At 69.9% G+C, this 20,456-nt stretch carries 19 protein-coding genes; 14 read left to right on the top strand and 5 right to left on the bottom strand.

Going from position 1 to position 20,456, the window contains the following annotated elements:
• The first annotated feature begins 133 nt into the window (after positions 1 to 133).
• Complete coding sequence (locus HYV93_18305) at positions 134 to 562, top strand: hypothetical protein (protein ID MBI2527924.1); 429 nt, start codon at positions 134 to 136, stop codon at positions 560 to 562.
• A 70-nt stretch (positions 563 to 632) separates the two neighbouring features.
• On the opposite strand, the gene HYV93_18300 is transcribed toward HYV93_18305, so the two are convergent.
• Positions 633 to 1,526: a hypothetical protein gene (locus HYV93_18300; GenBank protein ID MBI2527923.1), complete on the bottom strand. Its 894-nt coding sequence runs from the start codon at positions 1,524 to 1,526 to the stop codon at positions 633 to 635.
• A gap of 97 nt (positions 1,527 to 1,623) precedes the next feature.
• Here HYV93_18300 and HYV93_18295 point away from each other — a divergent pair, with 97 nt between their 5' ends.
• Together HYV93_18295 and HYV93_18290 are read left to right on the top strand one after the other, a co-directional pair.
• A complete protein-coding gene (locus tag HYV93_18295; protein MBI2527922.1) occupies positions 1,624 to 2,043 on the top strand; it encodes a hypothetical protein in 420 nt (139 codons plus the stop codon).
• Positions 2,044 to 2,177: 134 nt separating this feature from the next.
• Entirely contained in the window at positions 2,178 to 3,152 is a 975-nt protein-coding gene (locus tag HYV93_18290; protein MBI2527921.1) for an ABC transporter substrate-binding protein, read from the top strand.
• A 44-nt stretch (positions 3,153 to 3,196) separates the two neighbouring features.
• Here HYV93_18290 and HYV93_18285 read toward each other — a convergent pair whose 3' ends face one another.
• The gene (locus HYV93_18285) at positions 3,197 to 3,736 is read right to left on the bottom strand and encodes a CHRD domain-containing protein (GenBank protein MBI2527920.1); all 540 of its coding nucleotides are present in this window, start codon (positions 3,734 to 3,736) and stop codon (positions 3,197 to 3,199) included.
• 300 nt (positions 3,737 to 4,036) lie between these two features.
• On the opposite strand from HYV93_18285, the gene HYV93_18280 reads away from it, so the two are divergent.
• Positions 4,037 to 4,708 carry a hypothetical protein gene (locus HYV93_18280; protein ID MBI2527919.1) on the top strand — a complete coding sequence of 224 codons (672 nt, stop codon included), beginning with the start codon at positions 4,037 to 4,039 and terminating at the stop codon, positions 4,706 to 4,708.
• A gap of 144 nt (positions 4,709 to 4,852) precedes the next feature.
• On the opposite strand, the gene HYV93_18275 is transcribed toward HYV93_18280, so the two are convergent.
• Positions 4,853 to 5,611 (bottom strand): alkaline phytoceramidase, encoded by a 759-nt coding sequence (locus tag HYV93_18275; protein ID MBI2527918.1) that lies wholly within the window; start codon positions 5,609 to 5,611, stop codon positions 4,853 to 4,855.
• Between the two features lie 152 nt (positions 5,612 to 5,763).
• A complete protein-coding gene (locus HYV93_18270; protein MBI2527917.1) occupies positions 5,764 to 6,111 on the bottom strand; it encodes a TlpA family protein disulfide reductase in 348 nt (115 codons plus the stop codon).
• 94 nt (positions 6,112 to 6,205) lie between these two features.
• On the opposite strand from HYV93_18270, the gene HYV93_18265 reads away from it, so the two are divergent.
• From HYV93_18265 to HYV93_18245, 5 genes are all read left to right on the top strand, one after another.
• Positions 6,206 to 8,335, top strand: a complete 2,130-nt coding sequence (locus tag HYV93_18265; protein MBI2527916.1) for a sigma 54-interacting transcriptional regulator — start codon at positions 6,206 to 6,208, stop codon at positions 8,333 to 8,335.
• A gap of 205 nt (positions 8,336 to 8,540) precedes the next feature.
• Positions 8,541 to 8,789 (top strand): hypothetical protein, encoded by a 249-nt coding sequence (locus tag HYV93_18260; GenBank protein MBI2527915.1) that lies wholly within the window; start codon positions 8,541 to 8,543, stop codon positions 8,787 to 8,789.
• On the top strand, positions 8,786 to 10,006 hold the full coding sequence (locus HYV93_18255) for an efflux RND transporter periplasmic adaptor subunit (protein MBI2527914.1): 1,221 nt from the start codon (positions 8,786 to 8,788) through the stop codon (positions 10,004 to 10,006). The genes HYV93_18260 and HYV93_18255 overlap by 4 nt, the downstream gene beginning before the upstream one ends.
• Before the next feature lie 2 nt (positions 10,007 to 10,008).
• Positions 10,009 to 13,131: an efflux RND transporter permease subunit gene (locus tag HYV93_18250; GenBank protein ID MBI2527913.1), complete on the top strand. Its 3,123-nt coding sequence runs from the start codon at positions 10,009 to 10,011 to the stop codon at positions 13,129 to 13,131.
• A 194-nt stretch (positions 13,132 to 13,325) separates the two neighbouring features.
• Entirely contained in the window at positions 13,326 to 14,630 is a 1,305-nt protein-coding gene (locus HYV93_18245) for an MFS transporter (protein MBI2527912.1), read from the top strand.
• Between the two features lie 167 nt (positions 14,631 to 14,797).
• On the opposite strand, the gene HYV93_18240 is transcribed toward HYV93_18245, so the two are convergent.
• On the bottom strand, positions 14,798 to 15,313 hold the full coding sequence (locus tag HYV93_18240) for a hypothetical protein (GenBank protein MBI2527911.1): 516 nt from the start codon (positions 15,311 to 15,313) through the stop codon (positions 14,798 to 14,800).
• A 335-nt stretch (positions 15,314 to 15,648) separates the two neighbouring features.
• Here HYV93_18240 and HYV93_18235 point away from each other — a divergent pair, with 335 nt between their 5' ends.
• From HYV93_18235 to HYV93_18215, 5 genes are all read left to right on the top strand, one after another.
• The gene (locus tag HYV93_18235; GenBank protein MBI2527910.1) at positions 15,649 to 15,828 is read left to right on the top strand and encodes a hypothetical protein; all 180 of its coding nucleotides are present in this window, start codon (positions 15,649 to 15,651) and stop codon (positions 15,826 to 15,828) included.
• Between the two features lie 143 nt (positions 15,829 to 15,971).
• A complete protein-coding gene (locus HYV93_18230; protein ID MBI2527909.1) occupies positions 15,972 to 16,589 on the top strand; it encodes a corrinoid protein in 618 nt (205 codons plus the stop codon).
• A gap of 66 nt (positions 16,590 to 16,655) precedes the next feature.
• The gene (locus HYV93_18225; GenBank protein MBI2527908.1) at positions 16,656 to 17,567 is read left to right on the top strand and encodes an MtaA/CmuA family methyltransferase; all 912 of its coding nucleotides are present in this window, start codon (positions 16,656 to 16,658) and stop codon (positions 17,565 to 17,567) included.
• Between the two features lie 328 nt (positions 17,568 to 17,895).
• On the top strand, positions 17,896 to 19,233 hold the full coding sequence (locus HYV93_18220) for an acyl-CoA/acyl-ACP dehydrogenase (GenBank protein MBI2527907.1): 1,338 nt from the start codon (positions 17,896 to 17,898) through the stop codon (positions 19,231 to 19,233).
• A 746-nt stretch (positions 19,234 to 19,979) separates the two neighbouring features.
• Positions 19,980 to 20,456 (top strand): zinc ribbon domain-containing protein (locus tag HYV93_18215; GenBank protein MBI2527906.1); only part of this gene is annotated, 477 nt, incomplete at its 3' end.

The raw sequence follows: 20,456 nt of genomic DNA, 5'->3' as shown, positions 1-20,456 counted from the left end.
GTCGTACACCGCCGCTCGATGATCACCAGCGGCAGGACACGTCCCGTCTCCAGGGCACTCCTTGAAGAAGATGCGCGATGAAGCGCTGACGCTACTTCCCCTACCGACTACATCTACTTTTCCCCCACCGGCCGTGACAAAGGACTTCGTCGCCTTCGGGCGCGGGGTCTCGCTCACCATTCCCGAAGCGGCCAAGCCTCCTCTCTACGAGCGGGTCCGCCGCATCGTCCAGGCCGAGAATCTCCCCGGCGCGCTGGCCGGGGCGACCGCGCTCGCGGTGCTGGTGAACGTCGTCGAGCTGCTCTGCACGAGCGGCTTCCCGGCCGTGTACACGCAGGTCCTGGCGCTCCGGCAGCTGCCGTGGTGGCAGTACTACGCCTACCTCGGCCTCTACAATGCCGCCTACATGCTGGACGACTCGATCATGCTGGCGATTGCCGTGATCACGCTGGGGCGCCGCAAGCTTCAGGAGCGCGGGGGGCGCTGGCTCAAGCTCGCCGGCGGCATCGTCATGCTGGGCCTGGGCGCCGTGCTCCTCGTCAGGCCCGCGTGGCTGATGTGACTGGCCGGCGGGTCGCCGCCACTGCGCCGCTTGCTTGGCCGAGTGCGTGTCGTACGAGCTGGGACTTGATCTACGTCGTGCGGTGGGATCCGTCCGGGTCGGCGCATGGCAGGCGCCATCGCCGGATCAGCAGCAGCAATCCTGTGCCGACCAGGATGATGCTGGTCGGCCCGGGCACGGCGGCGGTCACGTCCGTGTCATCCATCCACGAAGATGTGGCACCGGGGCCAATAAAGGCGCCGAAGGTGATGGAGACGGCGCGAAACATGTCGCCGAGATTGGCAGGATCGGGCCAAGGGAGGAACTCCGTGGCACTGCTGATCGGTACGCCAGCGACGTGAATCACTCCAGGAATGCCCGGACCGCTGTCGGGGGTGGAAGGTGCGGAGCCCGAATCGAACAGCGAGATACCCGACAAGGTCAGATCGATCGTCACGGCGGTGATGTTGTTGAGGAAGACGGGAGTAAGGTCGGTGTTCGTGAGAGTCCACGTCGCGAGAGCAGTATCACCGGGACTGACGGTCAACACGAATCCCGCGGATCCCAGCGCGGTGGCCGAGGCGCCAGTGCCGGCAGCGACAAACGTTGCACTGCTCAGAGGGCCGCCAAACCGCGTCACAGTGACGATACCGCCATCCAGTTGGGAGCCCAGCGCAGGATCCGCGATGGGGCTGGCCCAGACCGGCAATGAGACCGGCAAGGAGAGCAGCAGAGAAATCAGGGCAATTCGTACTAGCATCGGCTTCCCCTTTCCGGTTGCATTGCCGGCTCGTCCCGCTTTCCGGGACCTTCCCATCATGGTGGCGCCACAGTGAGGCCCAAGCACGTAGCACGCCAGATTCGTAATGCGCATATGTTTCATGGAGATAGCTGATGTCGCCTTCGGGTCGCCATTCATGGCTGTAAGATTTGTCGACAGCAGCTCGGGCGCCTCCGTGATCGGCTGCTCGACGGTGGGCCGCAAGGGGTGTCACCGCCTAGTTGCGTCGCGGAGGCTCGGTGCGAGTAGGTAGAATGAGCAGGACACCATCTGCGTCCGATCCGCACGTCAGGAGGGGAAGATGAAGACGCGCGTGCTGGTGCTCCTCGCGGCGCTGGTGTTGCTGCTTGGAGCCATCGCGTCGAGCGATGCCTGGGCCCGCGGTGGCGGGCACTTCCGCGGTGGCGGGCATTTCCGCGGCGGCTTCCATCACGGCCGATGCTGCTGGTGGGGCCCGGGCACGTTCATCGGAGGGCTGGCGCTGGGCGCTGCCCTCGCCTATCCGTACTACGCGTACCCCTATCCGGTCTATGTTCCGCCGCCTGTGGTGGAAGCACCGCCGGTGGTCTATCAGCAGCAGCAGCCAGCCGCGCCGGTGCAGCGTGAGGTGGTGTACCCGCACGGGAAGTACGTCCTCCACGGCGACGGCGTGAGCCGGCCATGGCAATGGGTGTGGGTGCCGGCACCCCCAGCACCGCCGCCTGCGCCCTCGCCGCGCTAGCCTGGATTCTTCCGTGGACGCCTGACCCCTGACGCGCGGCGGCGGCCATTTGACGCGACCCCTTCATCGGCGCTTGCGAGCGGCTCGGACACGGGCAGCGTGGTATCCATCACGTCGGTCCGAAGGGAGCGGGCATGGGTTACCGTCGCGTCGTCGGAGCCGTCGGAACGATACTGGCTATCACGCTACTGTCGGGCCCCTCGCAGGCCGGGCCCTCGGCCCGGGCTCAGATCGAGGACTTCTTCCACCGGACGACGGGCATCCTCGCCGAGGCGACCAACCCGAAGCAGGCCTGGGACGCCGTGCGCGACCTCGCCTACGCCTTGTTTGACGGGCGCAGGGCAAGCCGCCGCGCACTGGGCGTCGAGTGGGACAGGCGCACCGGCGCGGAGCGCGAGGAGTTCGCCCGGATGTTCGCGGACGTCCTCGAGCGCGCCTACCTCGAGATGGTTCAGGCGCGGCTGCCGCGGCTTCGGCCGCCCGTCATCCGCGTGGTCGGCGAGGACATGGACGCTGCCGAGGGACGTGTCGCCATCGTCCGCACGAGAGTGGAAAGCAGGGACGGCAACGACGTGCGGCTGGATTACGTGATGGCCCGAGCGGACCAGGCGTGGCGGGTTCACGACGTCGTGATCGACGGGGTCAGCCTGGTGGAGAATTACCGGGCGCAGTTCGCCAGCGTATTGCGCACGTCGTCCTACAGCGAGCTGGTGGCGCGGCTCCGGGCGGTGGCGGGCACGGGGGAGCCGGTGACGGCGTCCCTTGGAACCGGCTCGGGTCCCGACGTCATCGCCTATTTCGACACGAGCAGCGCGGAGCTCGGCCCGGTGGCCCGCCGCGACCTCGCCAGGGCCGCGGCGTGGCTCGCGGCGAATGGGCAGGGCCGGGTCCTCGTCGAGGGTCATTCGGACCAGCGGGGAGCTCGCGGGCTGAACCAGGCGCTGGCCGAGCGGAGAGCCGGCGCAGTCCGTGAGTATCTCGTGAGCCGTGGCGTCCCTGGTGATCGCATCGGCATCGTCCCATACGGTGACCGTGAACCCGTCTGCCGCGAGCCAGTGGAGACGTGCTGGGTCCAGAACCGACGGGCCGTGGTCCGGCTGGCGCGCTAGGCCGCCTTCCGAGGATCTGGCCCAGCCCGCCCATGACTGTGGCGCTAAGCGTTCCTGTGCGCCCAGCCCAGCACGCCGATCGCGGCGAGCCCACCGCCGAGGAGCAACAGGGTCGCTGGCCCGGGCACCTGCTGCTCGACCAACTGAGCGCGGATCTCGCCCCCGGGGAACAACGTCGTGTGCACGTTGACGTAGGTGTCACCGGCCAGCAGGTCTGCCACGTTGGCCAGCGGGAAGGGTATGTCGTCCAGGTGTATCGACCCTGCTGTGCTTCCCACGAGCGACGGGTCCAGGCCCACGAGGGAGACGATGACCGGGCCGTTGACCCCCGGAGGCGCAGCATGGATGTGGTAGGCGGTGATGGGCGCCAGCATGCCTGACACGCTCAGATCCAGGTCGAAGATGTTCAGCACGTCGTCGAAGACGAGGGTTGCCAGGCCGGTGGCCGGCGTCACATGAGGCGGAACTTCCTGGAAGCCATCGAGGTTGGCGGTGAAGTTGATCAGCGCGGCTTGGGCCGGTACTGCAAGAGCCGCCAGGAACATCAGAGCCAGGATTCCAGTTACCGCCATCATTCTCCGCATGTCGAGACTCCTTTCGAGAGGGCCGAAGACACCTCCCGGGAGGGCACAGCATCGGCGATGCCAACGGGGCGAAGCCAGAGAAGTCAGTCAGTTGCGAGCTCGTTCTCCCTGTCCGGAGTAGCAGCTGTAAAGGAGCCCGACAGCCCGGGCGCACCCCCCCGGGATCGGCCCGGGCGAGCCGTATACTGGCGGCATGAGGATAGGCTCGGTCGAGATCGGCGGGCCGGCGCGCCTCGCGTCCATGGCGCGGACGAGATCATCAGCAGCCCGCGGGGAGCCTCTTCCTGCGGCCGCGCCCTGATGGAACGGGCCGGCTTCTCGCCGCGCCCCGGCAGGTGGACCCGGCTCGCCGCGTGGCTCACGCTCGTCGTGTCCGCCGTCCTGCTGGGTATCGCCCTGTCGGACGTCCAGCTGGCAGCGCGCTTGGCCTCCGAGGATGACGCTCTCGAATGGCTTCAGGTGATTCTGCTTGTGGCGGCGGCGGCGGTCAGCGCCCGGTGCTTCTTGCGGCAGCGCGCGCGCCAGCAGAGCGGAGCCCCCGATCTGCTCCTCACCGCGGTGTTCGGGGTGCTGATCGTCGGCGAGCTGGAGGTCCAGCGCCGACTGGTGGGGGCACCCCTCAAGCTCCGCCGACTCCTCGGGCATCCGGCGGCCGCTCCGCTGCGCGAGTGGGCCCTCGCCGTCGCCATTGGAGCATTCTTCATCGCGCTCGTTGCTTATGCACTCTACCACCGGGTGGAGCTATGGCGCTGGGCGCGCACGGCGCTCTCGGAGGCCTGGGGGCGGCTCCTCCTGACCGGCGTGACGGTCTTCGGTGTCACCGAGCTGTTCGAGCGCCGTTTCAACCGCACCTGGGCCACCGTGCTGCCGCGCAACTTCGTAGAGGAGACCCTCGAGCTCCTGGCAGCGCTGTACTTCCTGCTCGCGATGCTCGAGCGCGAGTCCCCGCGGGACGACCGCCCTTCCCCCTGACGTCCTCCAGCGGGCCGCTCCGAGCCAGGGATGGATCATAGGCGCAGGGGCGCGGGCAAGCGCACCCGCCTCGCTCAAGGTCGGAGGCGTATCGACCGTGGGATCCGGTGATGCGCTTCCCTGACAGCAGGCATGGAGATGATCCTACCCGACCAGCGAGCGCCCGCTGGCTCGCATCGACTGGGCAGGGAGAAGCGCCCGGTGCCGCAGCATGCGCAAGAGCCACCACGCGCCCACCGCGGCGAGGAGGTGTTTCAGCGTGTGGCCGCTCACGAGGCCGCCGAAACCGTAGATGGCCGCGTCGTAACTCTCGGCGACCTTGGCAGCAAGGTAGAAGGCCAGGGCGACGACGAGGTTGGCGGCGCCCGTGTACCGGGCCGGGAACACGGCGAGGAGCAAGGGAATCGCCAGGAGCGGGTAGACCTGCACCAGATAGTAGGGCCGGAGGTCGCCGCGGCCAGCCATCTCCGTCACATGCCAGTACACGACGCTCGTGAGCCCGGCCACGAGGAGTACGGGCAGGAGCGCCAGGCCGAGCCGCACCGATACCCGCTCCGCGAGAAGCGCTGCGAGGAGCCCCATGAACCCGAGCGTCATGGGGAGACGGTCCCAGACCAGGCGCGCGTTGTCAGGCGCGAGGTGATACCACGCCGAACCGACGCCGGTGAGCGCGACGCCGAGGAAGAGCACGAGCCACGGGAGCCGCTCGCGCCGGTCGACGAAGGCATCCGAGCGGCGGGCCAGGAACAGAAGCGCCGCGATCCCGACGGCGGCGAAGGCGAGGTTGGAGAGGACGTCGAATGCGTTCGGTACGCCGAGCAGCGTCCTCACGTCCGCAAAGGCATGGTAGGACGGGTCTTGTCCGAAGCGAGGCCGCAGCGCCGTCCAGAGGACGACGGTCATAGTGACCAAGGGGAGGAGCCAGCCCTGGGCGGCGCGCCCGCGGTCCGGCCTGCTCCGCCTCACGGCCCCACCTCCTCGTGTCGCCCGGCCTGATGCTCACTCGAACCCGGTCGAATGGCTCTGGCTCGCGCGCCGCCTGACGGGCAGGCGCCTCATCGGCTGACCGGCACGGTCAGCGCTTCGAGGAGCCTGCGCGCCGCCGGGCTCGACCAGTCGCGCGGCCCGGCGCCGCGGGCCAGGAGGCGGCCCTCCCGGTCCACGACGTAGACTGTGGGTGGCCCGAACACGCCGTATCTGAGGCCGGTGACCTCGCCGCTGTCGTCGAGGAGCACGGGCGCCGTGTAGCCGCGCTCGCGCACGGTGCGCCGCACCAGCTCGGCGCTCTCGCGGAAGCTCACGAGCAGCAGCGCGAGCCCGCGTCCCTTGAGCAGGGTGTGGCGGACATGGAAGTCGGTTCGACAAACTCCCGGGGCGCCCGTGCGGTTCCCCGGGCTTTTCACGCGGACCCCGCCCCGGTGTCTTGCGGACCGGCCCGGCGGGGCTCCGCCGCACGCGGCGCGCCACTGGCCCCGCCCGGCGCGGTATGATCGCGCCATGCCGCAGCCCCCGGAACCGTTGGAGCCCGGCCCGCCCAGCACGAAAGCCGATCTGCTGACCGCGCTGTCGGCCCTCGGCCGGGCGCTCGGCGAGGAGCTCAAGCCTGAGCGGCTCCTGGATGAGTTCTGCAGGCACCTTCGTCCGCTGCTGCCCCACGAGCGGCTGACGGTCAGCCGGCTGGACGACTCGGGCCAGACCTTCACCGTGTTCGCCGAGCACGCCGCGGCGGGCCCCCTGCTCCATGCAGGCCACTACACCACGGACTTCAAGCCCGAGGGTCGCAATCTCGTCGCGGACTCGGCCATCCGTCCGGCCTTCGAGGGCGAGCGTCTCCTGGTGACGGATTTCCGGAACGACCCGCGGTTCGCGCGCCTGAGCCCGCGCGAGCGGGCCGTGGTGGATGCAGGCTACCGCTCCGCCGTCGTCCTGCCCCTCAGGAGCAGCGGGCGCGTGATCGGCGCTCTGGTCGCCTGCAGCCGCACCATAGGCGCCTACGGGCCGGCACAGCTGGAGCTGGCCGCGGAGGTCGCCGACCTCATCGGCCCCTTCGTCGACAGCACGGCGCGGCTCTACGCCGAGCGCCGCCGCCGGCAACGGCTCGGGGCGCTGCAGAGCCTCCCGATCGCCCTGGCCGAGAGCCTGAACGTCCAGGACGTCTTCACGCGGCTGGCGGACGCGGTCCGGCCGATCCTGGACTTCGAGGTCATGGGCGTGGGGCTCCTGTCCGGTCGAGAGATCAAGATCCTCGCCGAGGTGAACGACAACCTGGGCGAGGGGGCGCACGGGGCGATGCGCCTCGAGGATTTCTCGTTCGCCGACCGGGTGGAGGGCGGGGAGGCCGTGGTCATGTCCGATGCGCCCGCAGAGCTGGACCCGTCCTGGCCGGGAGACCGCATGATGATCGACGAAGGGGCCCGCTCGACTCTCTGCGTCCCGCTCCGATTCGGTGAGCAGGTGGGCGGAGCCCTGTACTTCGGCAAGCGGGAGCCCTACTGGTTCGACCCCTCGCATGAGGAGGTCGCCAGCGCGATCGCGGCCCAGGTCGTGCTCGCCATCCAGCACCAGCGCCTCGCCGAGGAGCAGCGACGGGTCGCGGTGGTCGAGGACCGGGCCCGCCGTCTCGAGGAGCACCTGACCACGCTGCGCTCTGAGCTGGGAGAGCAATACGGGTTCGGGCGTCTCATCGGGCGGTCGCCGGAGTTCCGCGAGGCCCTCGCGCGGGCCGAGCGGGTGACTCCGACCGACGTGACCACGCTCCTGACCGGCGAGAGCGGCACCGGAAAGGAGCTGGTCGCCCGGGCCATCCACCACGCCAGCCCGCGGGCCGATGGCCCCTTCGTGGCGGTCAACTGCGCGGCGTTGCCCGAGACGCTGCTCGAGTCCGAGCTCTTCGGCCACGAGCGCGGCGCCTTCACCGGCGCGGACCGCCAGAAGCCCGGGCGGTTCGAGCGGGCGCGCGGGGGCACGCTGTTCCTCGACGAGGTCGGCGAGCTGTCGCCGGGCGTGCAGGCCAAGCTCCTCCGGGTGCTCCAGGAGCGCGAGTTCGAGCGCGTCGGTGGCACGAGCACCGTCCGTGCGGACGTCCGCGTGATCGCGGCGACCAACCGCGACCTGGCCCGCTCGGTGGCGGAGGGGGCCTTCAGGGCGGATCTCTACTACCGCCTCCACGTCTTCCCGGTCCACCTGCCGGCGCTCCGCGAGCGGGGAGAGGACGTGCTGTTGCTCGCCGAGCACTTCGTGCGCGACCTCGGGGCGCGCATGGGCAAGGGCGAGGTCGGGATCAGTCGCGACGCGAGCGACGCCCTCCTCTCGCACCCGTGGCCCGGTAACATCCGGGAGCTGCAGAACGCGGTGGAGCGCGCGCTCATCATGTCGGACGGTCGCCTCATCACGGCCGACCAGCTCGGCCTGCGCCCGCGCGGCCAGGCGGGAGAGGCCGGAGCTCCCTCCGCGGTCCACGTCTTCTCGGGGCTGGCTGCGGGCAGCTCGCTGGCCCAGTGGGAGCGCCAGCTCGTCCTGGACGGCCTCCGCCGGGCCGGCGGCAACAAGTCGCGCGCCGCCAGGCTGCTCGGCCTCACGCGCTCCCAGCTCTACACCCGCCTCAAGCGCTGCGGCCCCGAGCCGTAGCACTGTCGATTTCTCCGCACCTGTAGCAATCCGCGCACCCCGGTTGCCCGGGGATCGCCAACGCGGGGCGGGCAGGACGGGCCTCTCCGGCGCATTTCTGCCTTTCCTTGCTGTCGTTTCGGTCGTGGCCGCGCCCTGTGGCTCCGGGCTTGCAAACCCCGGTGCCCGGGGCCGGGGTGACGGATCGTCCCGAAGGAGGCACTGAATGAGTCAGCCGAGCGTGGAGCGGGTCCTGGGCAAGCTCCTCACGGACGAGAGCTTCCGGGCGGCGTTCTTCAGGGATCCGTGGGCTGCCAGCCGATCAGTGGGCCTGGAGCTCGCCGCCGAGGAAGTCGACGCGCTCCGACATGTCCCCGTCCGCGAGCTCGTCCAGCTCTGCCGGCGCATCGACGACCGGATCTGTCGCCTGTGCGTGTCCGATCCCGAAGGACCAGGAAGGGAGACAGGGTCATGACCGCCAGCCTCCGGACCCCCATGCGGACCGTCCTCAGCGGCCTCCTCCTCGCTCAGATCGCCGCCGGCTGCACCGACTCGGATGCCAGAAACCCAGCGGCCCCGGTCAAGGAACCGCCGGCGGTGGTCGTGAGCACCGTCGCCGCGCAGGAGCGCGCCCTGCCGCGGGCGCTGGACGTCACCGGAACCCTCGTGGCCGACGCCCAGACGGACGTCTCGGCGGAGGTGGGCGGCCGGGTGGTCGAGGCTCCGGTCGAGCGTGGCGCGGTCGTGCGGGTGGGCTCGGTGCTGGCGAGCCTCGACCCGGGCGACGCCGCCATCCAGCTCCGCGAGGCGGAGGCCACGGAGGCCCAGACCCGCGAGCGCCTCGGCCTGCGCGGCGGCGAGGACTTCGATCCGGCGCGGACCCCCGAGGCGCGCCAGGCGCGCGTGGCCCTGGAGCGCGCCGAGGCCGAGCACGCGCGGTACCTGCGGCTCGTCGAGCAGGGCCTGGTGTCACGCTCGGACTACGACACCCGGCGCGCCGAGCACCTAGCCACCCGCGAGCAGCACGACCTCGTGCTGAACCAGACGCGCCAGCTCTACCAGGGGTTCCTGGCGCAGCGGGCGCGGGTCGCGCTGGCGCGCAAGGCGCTCGCCGACACCGTGATCCGCGCCCCACTCGAGGGCGTGGTCGCCGAGCGCCACGTCAGCGTGGGGCAGCTCGTCCAGCGGGGCAGCCGCATCGCCACCCTGGTGCGCGTCGATCCGCTGCGGATCGAGCTGACGGTGCCCGAGGCCGCCGTGGCCGTGATCCGCAAGGGACAGCGGGTGTCCTTCTCGGTGCAGACCTACCCCGACCGCACCTTCACGGGCACGGTCGCTTACGTGGGGCCCGCGCTCCGGACCGAGGCGCGGGCGCTCGTCGTCGAGGCCATCGTGCCCAACGCGGACGCGCGCCTGCAGCCGGGGCTGTTCGCGACGGCGCGGCTGGAGCTGCCGGCCGCGGAGCGCACCGTGTTCGTCCCGTCCTCCGCGGTGTACACGCAGGCCGGCGTGTCCTCGCTCTTCGTCGTCCGCGACGCCAGGGCCGAGCTCCGCTTCGTCCAGCTCGGGCGCGAGGTGGGCGAGCAGGTGGAGGTGCTGCGCGGCCTGAAGGCGGGTGAGATCGTCGTGGCCCGCCAGGCGCCCGGTCTGGCCGACGGCGTGGCCGTCGCGGTCGCCCGCGGTGGGCGCTAGCGATGCAGTGGCTCGCTGCTCTCTCCGTCCGGCGCCCCGTCCTCGCCTCGGTGCTCGTGCTCTCGCTCGTGGTCGTGGGGGCCTTCGCCTACGTGCGCCTGGGCGTGGATCTCTTCCCGCGGGTCGAGTTCCCCACCGTCGCCATCACGACCCGGCAGGCTGGCGCCGCGCCGGAGGACGTCGAGACCGAGATCACCGACCGCATCGAGCGTGCGGTGAACACCATCGCCGGGATCGACGAGCTGCGCTCCATCTCGACCGAGGGGGTCTCCCAGGTCTTCATCCAGTTCCAGATGGAGAAGAGCGTGGACGTGGCGGCTCAGGAGGTGCGCGACAAGATCAGTCAGATCCTCCCGGACCTGCCGAAGGACATCGACCCGCCGGTCGTCGGGAAGGTCGACACCGATGCCGCGCCGGTCCTGTACATCTCTCTGTCGGCGGCCCGCCCGATCCGCGACATCACCGAGCTCGCCGACAAGACGGTGCGCCGGGAGCTCGAGTCACTGCCGGGTGTCGGCCAGGCGACCATCGTCGGTGGGCGCCAGCGTCAGGTCAACCTCTGGCTCGACCCCGCCAGGCTCCGCGCCTACAACCTCGCCGCGGCCGAGGTGACCCGCGCCATCGCCGGACAGAACATCCAGCTTCCCGGAGGGAGCGTGAGCCAGGGCGCGCGCGCGCTGACCGTGCGGATGAAGGGGCGGGTCAACCGCGTTCCCGAGTTCGACGGCCTCGTCGTCGCCTCGCGCGGCGCCACGCACATCCGGCTCCGGGACGTCGGCCAGGCCGAGGACGGGACCGAGGAGGTCCAGACCGCCGCCAGCCTCGACGGCAAGCCCACGGTGATCCTGGCGGTCCGGCGGCAATCGGGGACCAACACCGTGGCGGTGGTCCGTGGGATCAAGGAGCGCCTCCAGGGGCTCGGCCCACGATTGCCCGCGGGCTATGAGCTCCGCGTCGTCCGCGACTACTCCGAGTACATCGAGGACGCGGTCAAGAAGGTGCAGGAGCACCTGGCGCTGGGCGCCGTCCTCGCCTCCCTGGTCGTCCTGGTCTTCCTGCGGAACTGGCGCTCGACGCTCATCGCGGCCATCGCGATCCCGGCGTCCATCGTCAGCACCTTCGCGCTCATGTGGGCCATGGACTTCACGCTCAACATCATCACGCTCCTGGCGCTGACGCTCTCGGTCGGCATCGTGATCGACGACGCGATCGTGGTGCTGGAGAACGTCGTCCGCGTCATGGAGGAGAAGGGACTGCCGCCGCTCCAGGCGGCGCTGGAGGGCACCCGCGAGATCGGCCTCGCGGTCCTCGCGACGACCCTCTCGCTCGTCGCCGTCTTCCTCCCCTTGGCGTTCATGGGGGGCATCGTCGGCCGGTTCATGAACTCCTTCGGTCTCACGATGGGCTTCGCGATCATGGTCTCGCTGCTCGTGGCCTTCACGCTCACGCCCATGATGGCGAGCCGCTGGCTCGCGCCGTCCGCGTCTGGCGGCCACAGGTCCCGGGACGCGCGGGCCTTCGCCTGGCTCGAGCGCGGCTACGAGCACCTCCTCCGTGGGGCCATGGCCCATCGCTGGGTCATCGTGCTGGCCAGCGCTCTCGCGCTCGCCTCGGTGGTCCCCCTCTTCGTCGTCGTCGGCAAGGACTTCCTCCCGAAGAACGACCAGTCGGAGTTCATGGTCTCCGTGCGCACGCCCGAGGGCACGACGGTCGAGCAGACGGAGCTCATCGCGGGCCGCATCGCCCGAGAGGTCAAGCGGCTGCCCGGAGTCGCGTACACGATCGTCCTCGTCGGCGCGGACGAGCGACGCACGGCCAACCTGGCCAGCGTCGTCGTCAAGCTCACGCCCATCGGCACGCGCCGAGAGGGCCAGTTCGAGACCATGGACCGCGTCCGGACGACCGTGCTCCCCCGCTTCGCCGCCGACCGCCTCCGCACGAGCGTCTCGGAGGTCTCGGCCATCTCGGGGGGCGGCATGATCAACAAGGAGGTGGCCTTCTACATCACCGGCCCCGATCTCAAGAAGCTGGCGGCGTACTCGGAGCGGCTCACCGCAGCCCTCGAGCGGACTCCGGGCGTCGTGGACCTCGACAGCACACTCGTCCTGGGCAAGCCCGAGCTGTCGCTTCGTCTCGACCGGCCCAAGGCGGCCGAGCTGGGCGTCCAGGTGGCCGATGTCGCCGACACGCTCCGCATCATGGTGGGCGGCCGTCAGATCTCCACCTACAACGAGGGTGGAGAGCAGTACGAGGTGCACGCCCGCGCCCTGGCCCGCTGGCGCACCGATGTCGAGGGGCTGAGCCAGATCGGCGTGCCGTCCGGCCGGCTCGGGGTCGTGAGCCTGGAGCACCTCGCCCGGTTCGAGGAGTCCCAGGGGCCCTCGCAGGTCGACCGTCTGGGTCGGCGCCGTCAGGTCACCGTCACGGCCAACATGCGATCGGGCCACTCGCAGCAAGAGGCCCTCGACGCTCTGCGGCGGGAGGTCCGGGCCCTCCAGCTCCCTCCCGGGTACGTGGCGGACACGACCGGCACGTCACGGGAGATGGGGAACGCCGCCTTCTACTTCCTCCTCGCCTTCGCCCTCTCGCTCATCTTCATGTATCTGGTGCTGGCCGCCCAGTTCGAGTCGTGGCTCCACCCGGTCACGATCCTCCTCGCCCTGCCCCTCACGCTGCCCTTCGCGCTCGGCTCCATCATCGTGTTCGGGCAGTCGCTCAACATCTACACCGCGCTCGGGCTCCTCGTGCTCTTCGGCGTCGTGAAGAAGAACGCCATTCTCCAGATCGACCACACGATCGCCCTCCGGGCCGCTGGCCTGCCCCGCCTCGAGGCCATCATCCAGGCCAACCGCGACCGGCTCCGGCCGATCCTCATGACGACGCTGGCCTTCGTGGCGGGCATGCTCCCGCTGCTGGTCTCCAGCGGTGTGGGCGCCGGTGACAACCGCGCCATCGGGTCGGTGATCGCCGGCGGGCAGATGCTGTCCCTGCTCCTGACCCTGCTCGCCGTCCCGGTCTTCTACTCGCTCTTCGACGATGCGGCGGAGCGGCTTCTCCGGCGGGGATGGCGCGCCCGGCGCCTGCGGCCGCCGACCGCGGCCCCGGTGCCGGAGACCTCCGCCTGATCCGGCGGCATCACGGTCATCCCCGCTGCGGCGGTCGCGATGGCCAGCAGGAGCCGGCGGCGTTCCTCGTGGACGGTCTCACGTGCGCTCATCGAAAATCCCCTCGCCTGACACGGTGCGACGCTGTTACGCTCCGTGGTCGACAGGAGGACTCCTTGCCCATCGAAAAGTCCAGCGACCCCGCGGGCGGTCCGATGCTGCCGCTGCTGCGCGTCCTCGTCGATGTGAAGCCGGGCGAGGCGGCTGCCCTCGCATGGTCCTGGCTCTATTTCTTCTCGATCCTGTCCGCGTACTACGTCCTCCGGCCGATTCGTGACGAGATCGGCGCGGCGGGTGGCGTCGAGAATCTCCCGTGGCTGTTCACGGGGACGCTGATCGGGATGCTCGTCGCGAACCCGCCCTTCTCGGCACTCGTGGTGCGCCTGGCGCCGGTCCGCTTCATCGCGTGGACGTACCGGTTCTTCATGGCCAACCTGGTCCTCTTCCTCATCCTCCTGGGGACGACAACCGGCCCCGCCAATGTGTGGGCTGGCCGGGCATTCTATGTCTGGGCGGCGATCTTCAACCTCTTCATCGTCTCGGTCTTCTGGGGGTTCCTCGCCGACGTCTTCAGCAGCGACCAGAGCCGGCGGCTGTTCGGCTTCATCGCCGCCGGAGGGACCCTCGGCGGCATCGCCGGCTCCTCGCTCACCTCCGTGCTGGTGGAGCCGCTGGGCAGTGCCCGGCTGCTGGCCGTCTCGGCCGTGCTGCTCGAGGTGGCGGTGTTCAGCGTCCGTCGGCTCGCGAGGATCTCGCAGGGCCTGCGCGAGCGGCGGCCCGGCTCGCGCGATCAGGACGCGGTGGTAGGCGGCGGAGTGCTCTCCGGGCTCACCCACGCCATACAGTCGCCGTACCTGCTGCAGCTGACGCTCTACATGTTGCTCTTCACGATTCTGTCGACGTTTCTGTATTTCCAGCAGGCCGACATCGCCAGACGGAGCTTCACGAACCGCGCCGCGCGCACGGCCTTCTTCGCCAATGTCGACATGACGGTCAACGTCTTGACGCTGCTCATTCAGCTCCTGTTGACGGGACGGATCATCAAGAGACTCGGTGTCGCGATCACGCTCACCCTGCTGCCGCTGTTGAGCGTCGCGGGCTTCGCCGTCGTCGGTGTCGCGCCGACCGTGTGGGCAGTCGTCACGTTCCAGGTCTTGCGGCGGGCCGGCAACTTCGCCGTGGCTCGGCCCACGCGCGAGACGTGCTTCACGGTTATCCCGCGCGAGGACAAGTACAAGGCCAAGAGCTTCATCGATACGTTCGTGTACCGCGCCGGCGATCAGATCGGCGCCTGGTCGTACGCCGGCCTGGGGGTCATCGGGCTGGGGCTGGCGGGCATCAGCCTGGCCGCCGTGCCGATCGCGATCGTCTGGCTGGTCAATGGGCTGTGGCTCGGCCGTCGCAACGAGGCGCTCGCGCGGGAGGCGGCGCGTGCAGCGTCCGCCCGGCAGCCGGGCTGAGCGCGCGGCCGCCCGGTCCCTGACGGCAGCGGTTGCCGCCGGAGCACGAGTAGCGTGAACCCGGTGTCCGCGAAATCCGGGCGGGTACACCGGGCGCCACCCGCGCAGGGCGCGCGTGACGCCCGGGACCGCCCGTTGCCGAGCGCTCGGAAGGAACGCGAGAGAGGTTAGAAGCTCAGATCGAGCGTCCCGTCGATGGTGGGCGGGTGTCCGACCGCCAGGGGGCCATGGTCCAGCGTCCCCACGAACTCTGCTGTCCCCGTGACGCCAGCAAACCGTCGGGTGCCCCCCACGATGGCGAGCATGACGTTGATCGCCGCAACCTCACCCGTGTCATCCCAGACGGCGGTGCCGTCCGTGGCCTTCCCGTAGATCGTCCCGATGAATCGGCCGTTCCGTGTCACGGTCAGCGCCCAGTGCCCGCCGATGATGACGTTGGTGATGAAGGGGCCGGGCGACGCGGGCGTGTAGTTGACCGCGACCACGACGGCCCCGGGTAGCGCGCCGGTCGCCCGGGCGGCGAAGGCCGCGCCGTATCGGATGTCGTGGACAGTGTCGACGATGCCCGGTGAGATCTCGATGCCCTGGATGGTGTCGACGTGCGGCGTCACCGATTGCCCGAGCGCCATGCCGGGCATCCCGATCACGGTCAGTGCCAGCGCGAGAATGAATCGCTTCATCATCTTCCCTGGTCTCCCTGGATTGAAGGTGTCAGTTGTGGGTGCCGAAGTGGCAGGTGGAGCTTCGATCACCTCCCCGAGATTCGCGTGATGCGCCGGTGTCGCGGCCGCCTGGAACGGGCGCCATCTGAGCGCGCCGCTCTCGGCCCATGAACAGCGGGAGGGAGCAAGGAACGGGCCAGAGAGGGAATCCTTCGAGATCAGCGGGTTTCAGCGGGCCGAGACCGCGCCCCCGTCATGAACTGGTCAGCCCACGGTGCCAGGCTGACGCTTGCACGGCATCCGCCCCGGCCATCGTCCTCTTCTGCCTCATCGGGGCCCACAGCGCCACGGGGCGGGTGGCCGAGGTGCTGGCCATGGTCTGCTGCGACATCGGGGGGTATCTGCTGCGCAAGTTCGGCTTCGAGGCCGCCCCGCTGGTCCTGGCGCTGATCCTCGGGCGGCCGCTGGAGGAGGCGCTGCGCCAGGCGCTGGCGCTCTCCCAGCTTACGCTCCGCTCCCTGGCACTTTGGCCTTGACAGGGCCGCGCGCCCGCGGGTATGTGGGGGCCGATGCTGGCGGCGTGGGTTGGACGAGGGACGTCCACCATCGAGGCGGGGTGGCCTCATACAACGCGGGAGGTGCGCGTGTGCTCATAGACGTGTCCGCCATACGCAAGGCCATGGACGGCATCGACGGCGCCGAGGTCGAGCGGCTGGTCAACGCCTACATGGCCGAGGGCGTCCCGGCTCCAGTCATTCTCAACGACGGCTTCATCGCCGCCATGGGCATCGTGGGCAAGGAGTTCAGGGCGCGCGAGATCTTCGTGCCGGAGGTGCTCCTGGCCGCCCGCAACATGCACAGGGGCATCAGCCTCCTCAAGCCGCACCTGTCCGCCGGCGGGGAGGAGCATGTCGCCACCGTCGTGCTGGGCACCGTCAAGGGCGACGTCCACGATATCGGCAAGAACATCGTCTCCATCATGCTGACCGGCGCCTCGTTCCGTGTCGGCGATCTCGGGGTGGACGTGCCCGTGGACAGGTTCGTGGCGGCCGTCCGTGCGGAGAAGCCGGAGCTGGTGGGCCTCTCGGCGCTTCTGACGACCACGATGATGGGCATGAAGGACGTGGTGGCCGCCGTGCACGACACCTTCGGGGCCTCCGGCCCGAAGGTGATGGTGGGCGGCGCGCCCGTCACCCTGCAATACAGGAATGAGATAGGCGCCGACGGCTATGCCGGGGACGCGGTGGGCGCGGTAGACCTGGCGCGGCGGCTGGTGGCCGCCCGCGACGGGGCGTAGCGTGACGACCACGAACGGCAAGCCAACGCCGTCACCCCGGGTGCGCGTCCTCTCGGCCATTCACGGCTGGAGAAGACGGGCGTCTACTTCCCGCAGGCGCACCTGGATGCGACCGCCATGGCGGAGCTGGCCGCCGCCGGCCATGAGCTGCTCGGCTTCGACGCCGTCATGCCGCAGTTCAGCGTGCAGCAGGAGGCCGCGGCGCTGGGCTGCGAGATGGACTGGGGCTCGCCCACCATGATGCCCGATGCCAGGACCCATCCGGCCCGCGACCTGCCGGAGCCCGCCGTGCCGCAGGACCTGGACGCGCTGCTGGAGAGCGCCCCCATGCGCGTGGTGCTGGACGCCATCTCGCTCCTGCGCAGGGAGTACGGGGACCGGGTGGCCATCCTCGGCAAGGTGATGGGCCCGTGGACCATCTCGTACCACCTGGCCGGGACGCAGGACTTCCTGCTGTGGACCATCACCGAGCCGGAGCGCGTCAAGCGCTTCCTGGACAGGCTGAAGCACGTGACGGTCGCCTTCGCCAACGCGCAGCTCAAGGCGGGCGCCGACGCCATCACCCTGTCCGACCACGCGACCGGCGACCTGGTGAGCCCGGGCACCTACCAGCGCTTCCTCCAGCCCGTCCACCAGGAGATGCTCTCGCGCATCGGCGGGCCGACGATCCTGCACGTGTGCGGCAACTGCGCCGACCGGCTCACCCTCTTCGCCGACGCCGGCTTCGACGCCTACCACTTCGAGTGGCAGGTGGACTCGAAGATGGCGGTCGAGACGGTGGGGGATCGGATGTCGCTGGTGGGGAACATCTCGACCCCGGAGGCGCTGTTCCGCGGCACGCCGCAGGACGTGTACAGGCAGGCGCGCTACGCGGTGGAGGCCGGAGTGCGCGTGCTGGCGCCCGAGTGCGCCGTGGCCCTCCAGACGCCGCTGGCCAATCTGCGCGCCATCGCGGAGGCGGCACGGGAAGGCTACTAGCCCGGAGCATTCACGAACGACCGACGCGGGCGACGCCCGTGCGGCGGCGGGGTGGGGGGCCTCCGGGAATCCGCGAGGGAACCTGGCGCGTGGCCTGTCTGCATGGGTGAGGCTTCGATCGTGGTTCGCTCGTTCGTGAATGATCCGGGCCAGCTCACGCTAGTCGAGAAGCCGAACCCGGGGGATTCGGCCCAGGTCGACGTCAAGGTCGTCAGGATCGCCGGGGTCCGGGCCTATCAGTACACGGCGCGGGACGACTGTCCCCGGTTCCCTCCGCTTCTCGGGGGTCCGGTTCTTGACCACGCAATACACCCCAGGGAGGTACGCGATGATCGGCGCCAGCATGCTGAGCCCGGAGCTCCAGGCGTTCCAGGCCGAGGTCCACGAGCAGATCAAGACGCTCGTCACCCCCGGTCTGCTGTTCGCGCTCGACCGGAACGAGATCCCCTACCCGCTCGACTTCATCCGTGCCATGGGCGACCGCCGTCTCCTCGGCGTCAACGTCCGCGCGGCGACGGGCGGTCCCGGCCTCACGATCCAGCACGACGCGCTCATCTCGGAGGAGGTCGGGTACTGGGGCACGGCGGCGATGGCGTGCGCGCGCACGTTCACGGCGCACGTCGGCTACGTCCTCGACCGCTACGGCTCGCGCGCCATCCACGAGCGGTACCTGCAGCCGATGCTCGCGGGCCGGTTGATCGCCTGCCAGGGCATGACCGAGCCCACGGTCGGCTCGAACGTCGCCGGCGCGCGGACCCTTCTCAAGCGTGACGGCGCGGGGTACGTGCTCAACGGGCAGAAGCGCTTCATCGACGGCGCGCAGACCGCCAACTTCATCCTCGCCGCCGCGCGGCTCGGCGAGAGCGACGACGCGCGCACGGACTTCGTCGCCGTGTGTGTCGACACGAGCGACCCCGGGTTCCTGATCCGTGACGTCCAGTGCGACTGGCACGGCTTCCGCGGGATGGGATCGTCGTGGATCGAGTTCCGCGACGTCCGTGTCGGTCCCGAGCAGATCGTCGGCCGTCCGGGGCAGGGCTGGCAGATCCTCATGGACGAGCTGCTCGTCGAGCGGGTCGTGATGACGCGCGCGCAGCTCGGCGGCGCGCGGCGGGCCCTCGGCATCGCGTCCAACTACGCGGAGCACCGGGACGCGTTCGCCACGAAGCTCCAGGGGCAGGCCGTCATCGCATTCAAGGTCGCGGAGTGCGCGGCCAGGCTCGACGCGGCCTACCTCCTGAACGACCGGGCGGCCGCGCTGCTCGATCACGGGCTCGGTCGCGCCGCGACGATGGAAGTCGCCATGGCCAAGCTCCTCGGCACGGAGTACGCCTGGCAGGTTGCCGATGAGGCGATTCAGATCATCGGCGGCATGGGCTACACGACCAAGTACCCCGTCGAGCGGATTCAACGCGACCTGCGCGCGGCCCGGCTCACGGGGGGCAGTTCGGAGATGATGAAGCTCCTGGTCCAGCGTGGCGCGTTCCGGCGCCTGCACGACCCGGACTTCCGGGACGAGTTCGTGAGCAACGAGCTGGAGGGCTCGCCTGTGTGGGGTGAGGCGCTCGCGGCCGATGAGGCCTTCCATCCGTCGCGACAGAGCGTGCTGATGCCGTCCCGGCCGAAGTACGTGCCTTCGGAGGCGCACGACACCCGACGTTCGTGACGACCGGTCAGGGAGGGGCCACCCGGGCCGCGGCATCGCGAATCGATGGGTGCTCGCCGGGCGAGTGCATCACCATGACAATGCCGGACGATGGCGGTGCATGGTCCCCATCCCCGGGGCCGGCTGGAACTCCTTGAGTCGGCGGTTCAATCCCGTCCCAGCCCACCATTCTTCTTCCCGGCTTAGACGACATCCCTCCTTGACCCCGGGGCCGATTGTGCCCAAAGTGTGCCCATCGCGGGCGCACTCTGGAGCATTCCAGCGCACGTGAGGAGGAGCGGCGCCTCCCGGCCCATCATCACTGTCGGGTCCCCACCACTCGCCTCCTCTCTCGACGCGGCCCCCGACACTCGCCGCCGTCCCAGCGCCCCGCCGCGCCCCTCTCTGCCCGCTCCTTGACCACGGCCACGCAGCGGCGCAGGATGACTCGGGGCCCCAGAAGGATCGCCATCGCCCGCTCGCCTTCACCCCCAGCGGCGGCCCGTCCCAGGTACCAGGTTCGTGGTCACGGGGGTGTCAGGCGAGCCTTCGCCGCGCAGGGAGCCGAAGGAGAAAGCATTCTTGCAGGCTACGCCCCCCATAGAGCGTTTCACAGGCCGTCAGGTCCATCCATCGCGTGACGACCACTCCCGCTTGACCGCCACGGATTGCTCCCCTACCCTCGCGCCAACCGTTCTGACTGGCTCGGACTCGCTGGAGGCTGCAGGATGACGTGTCCTCGATGCCACGCGGAGAATCCGGCTGGCATGAGGTTCTGCGGCCAGTGCGCCGCGGCGCTCGCTTCGGTATGCCCATCGTGCGGGGCGAGTAACCCACCCGAGCACAAGTTCTGTGGCCAGTGCGCCGCTCCGCTGGGCGAGTCCGCCAAGCCTGGCTTCGGCTCTCCGGAGTCCTATACCCCCAAGCATCTCGCCGAGAAGATCCTCACCTCGAAGGCCGCGCTGGGGGGGGAACGCAAGCAGGTCACGGTCCTCTTCGCCGACCTCAAGGGCTCGATGGAGTTGCTGGCGGACCGCGATCCCGAGGAGGCGCGGAAGGTCCTTGATCCCGTGCTCGAGCACATGATGGCGGCCGTCCACCGGTACGAGGGCACCGTCAACCAGGTCATGGGCGACGGGATCATGGCGCTCTTCGGCGCGCCGCTGGCCCACGAGGATCACGCCGTGCGGGCCTGCTACGCCGCGCTGCGGATGCAGGAGGCGGTAACGCGCTACGCGGAGGAG

The sequence above is a fragment of the Candidatus Rokuibacteriota bacterium genome, assembly GCA_016188005.1.
Lineage (GTDB): Bacteria > Methylomirabilota > Methylomirabilia > Rokubacteriales > CSP1-6 > UBA12499.
The sequence above is the reverse complement of the archived record's forward strand: the minus strand, read 5'-3'. Positions and strand labels throughout refer to the sequence as shown.

Bases quoted from the DNA above. Each gene is read 5' to 3' on its own strand.
- HYV93_18240 (MBI2527911.1), bottom strand. From the start codon at position 15,313: ATGATGAAGCGATTCATTCTCGCGCTGGCACTGACCGTGATCGGGATG.
- HYV93_18275 (MBI2527918.1), bottom strand. From the start codon at position 5,611: ATGACCGTCGTCCTCTGGACGGCGCTGCGGCCTCGCTTCGGACAAGAC.
- HYV93_18290 (MBI2527921.1), top strand. From the start codon at position 2,178: ATGGGTTACCGTCGCGTCGTCGGAGCCGTCGGAACGATACTGGCTATC.
- HYV93_18230 (MBI2527909.1), top strand. From the start codon at position 15,972: ATGGACGGCATCGACGGCGCCGAGGTCGAGCGGCTGGTCAACGCCTAC.
- HYV93_18295 (MBI2527922.1), top strand. From the start codon at position 1,624: ATGAAGACGCGCGTGCTGGTGCTCCTCGCGGCGCTGGTGTTGCTGCTT.
- HYV93_18220 (MBI2527907.1), top strand. From the start codon at position 17,896: ATGATCGGCGCCAGCATGCTGAGCCCGGAGCTCCAGGCGTTCCAGGCC.
- HYV93_18255 (MBI2527914.1), top strand. From the start codon at position 8,786: ATGACCGCCAGCCTCCGGACCCCCATGCGGACCGTCCTCAGCGGCCTC.
- HYV93_18250 (MBI2527913.1), top strand. From the start codon at position 10,009: ATGCAGTGGCTCGCTGCTCTCTCCGTCCGGCGCCCCGTCCTCGCCTCG.
- HYV93_18265 (MBI2527916.1), top strand. From the start codon at position 6,206: ATGCCGCAGCCCCCGGAACCGTTGGAGCCCGGCCCGCCCAGCACGAAA.
- HYV93_18260 (MBI2527915.1), top strand. From the start codon at position 8,541: ATGAGTCAGCCGAGCGTGGAGCGGGTCCTGGGCAAGCTCCTCACGGAC.
- HYV93_18285 (MBI2527920.1), bottom strand. From the start codon at position 3,736: ATGCGGAGAATGATGGCGGTAACTGGAATCCTGGCTCTGATGTTCCTG.
- HYV93_18280 (MBI2527919.1), top strand. From the start codon at position 4,037: ATGGAACGGGCCGGCTTCTCGCCGCGCCCCGGCAGGTGGACCCGGCTC.
- HYV93_18245 (MBI2527912.1), top strand. From the start codon at position 13,326: ATGCTGCCGCTGCTGCGCGTCCTCGTCGATGTGAAGCCGGGCGAGGCG.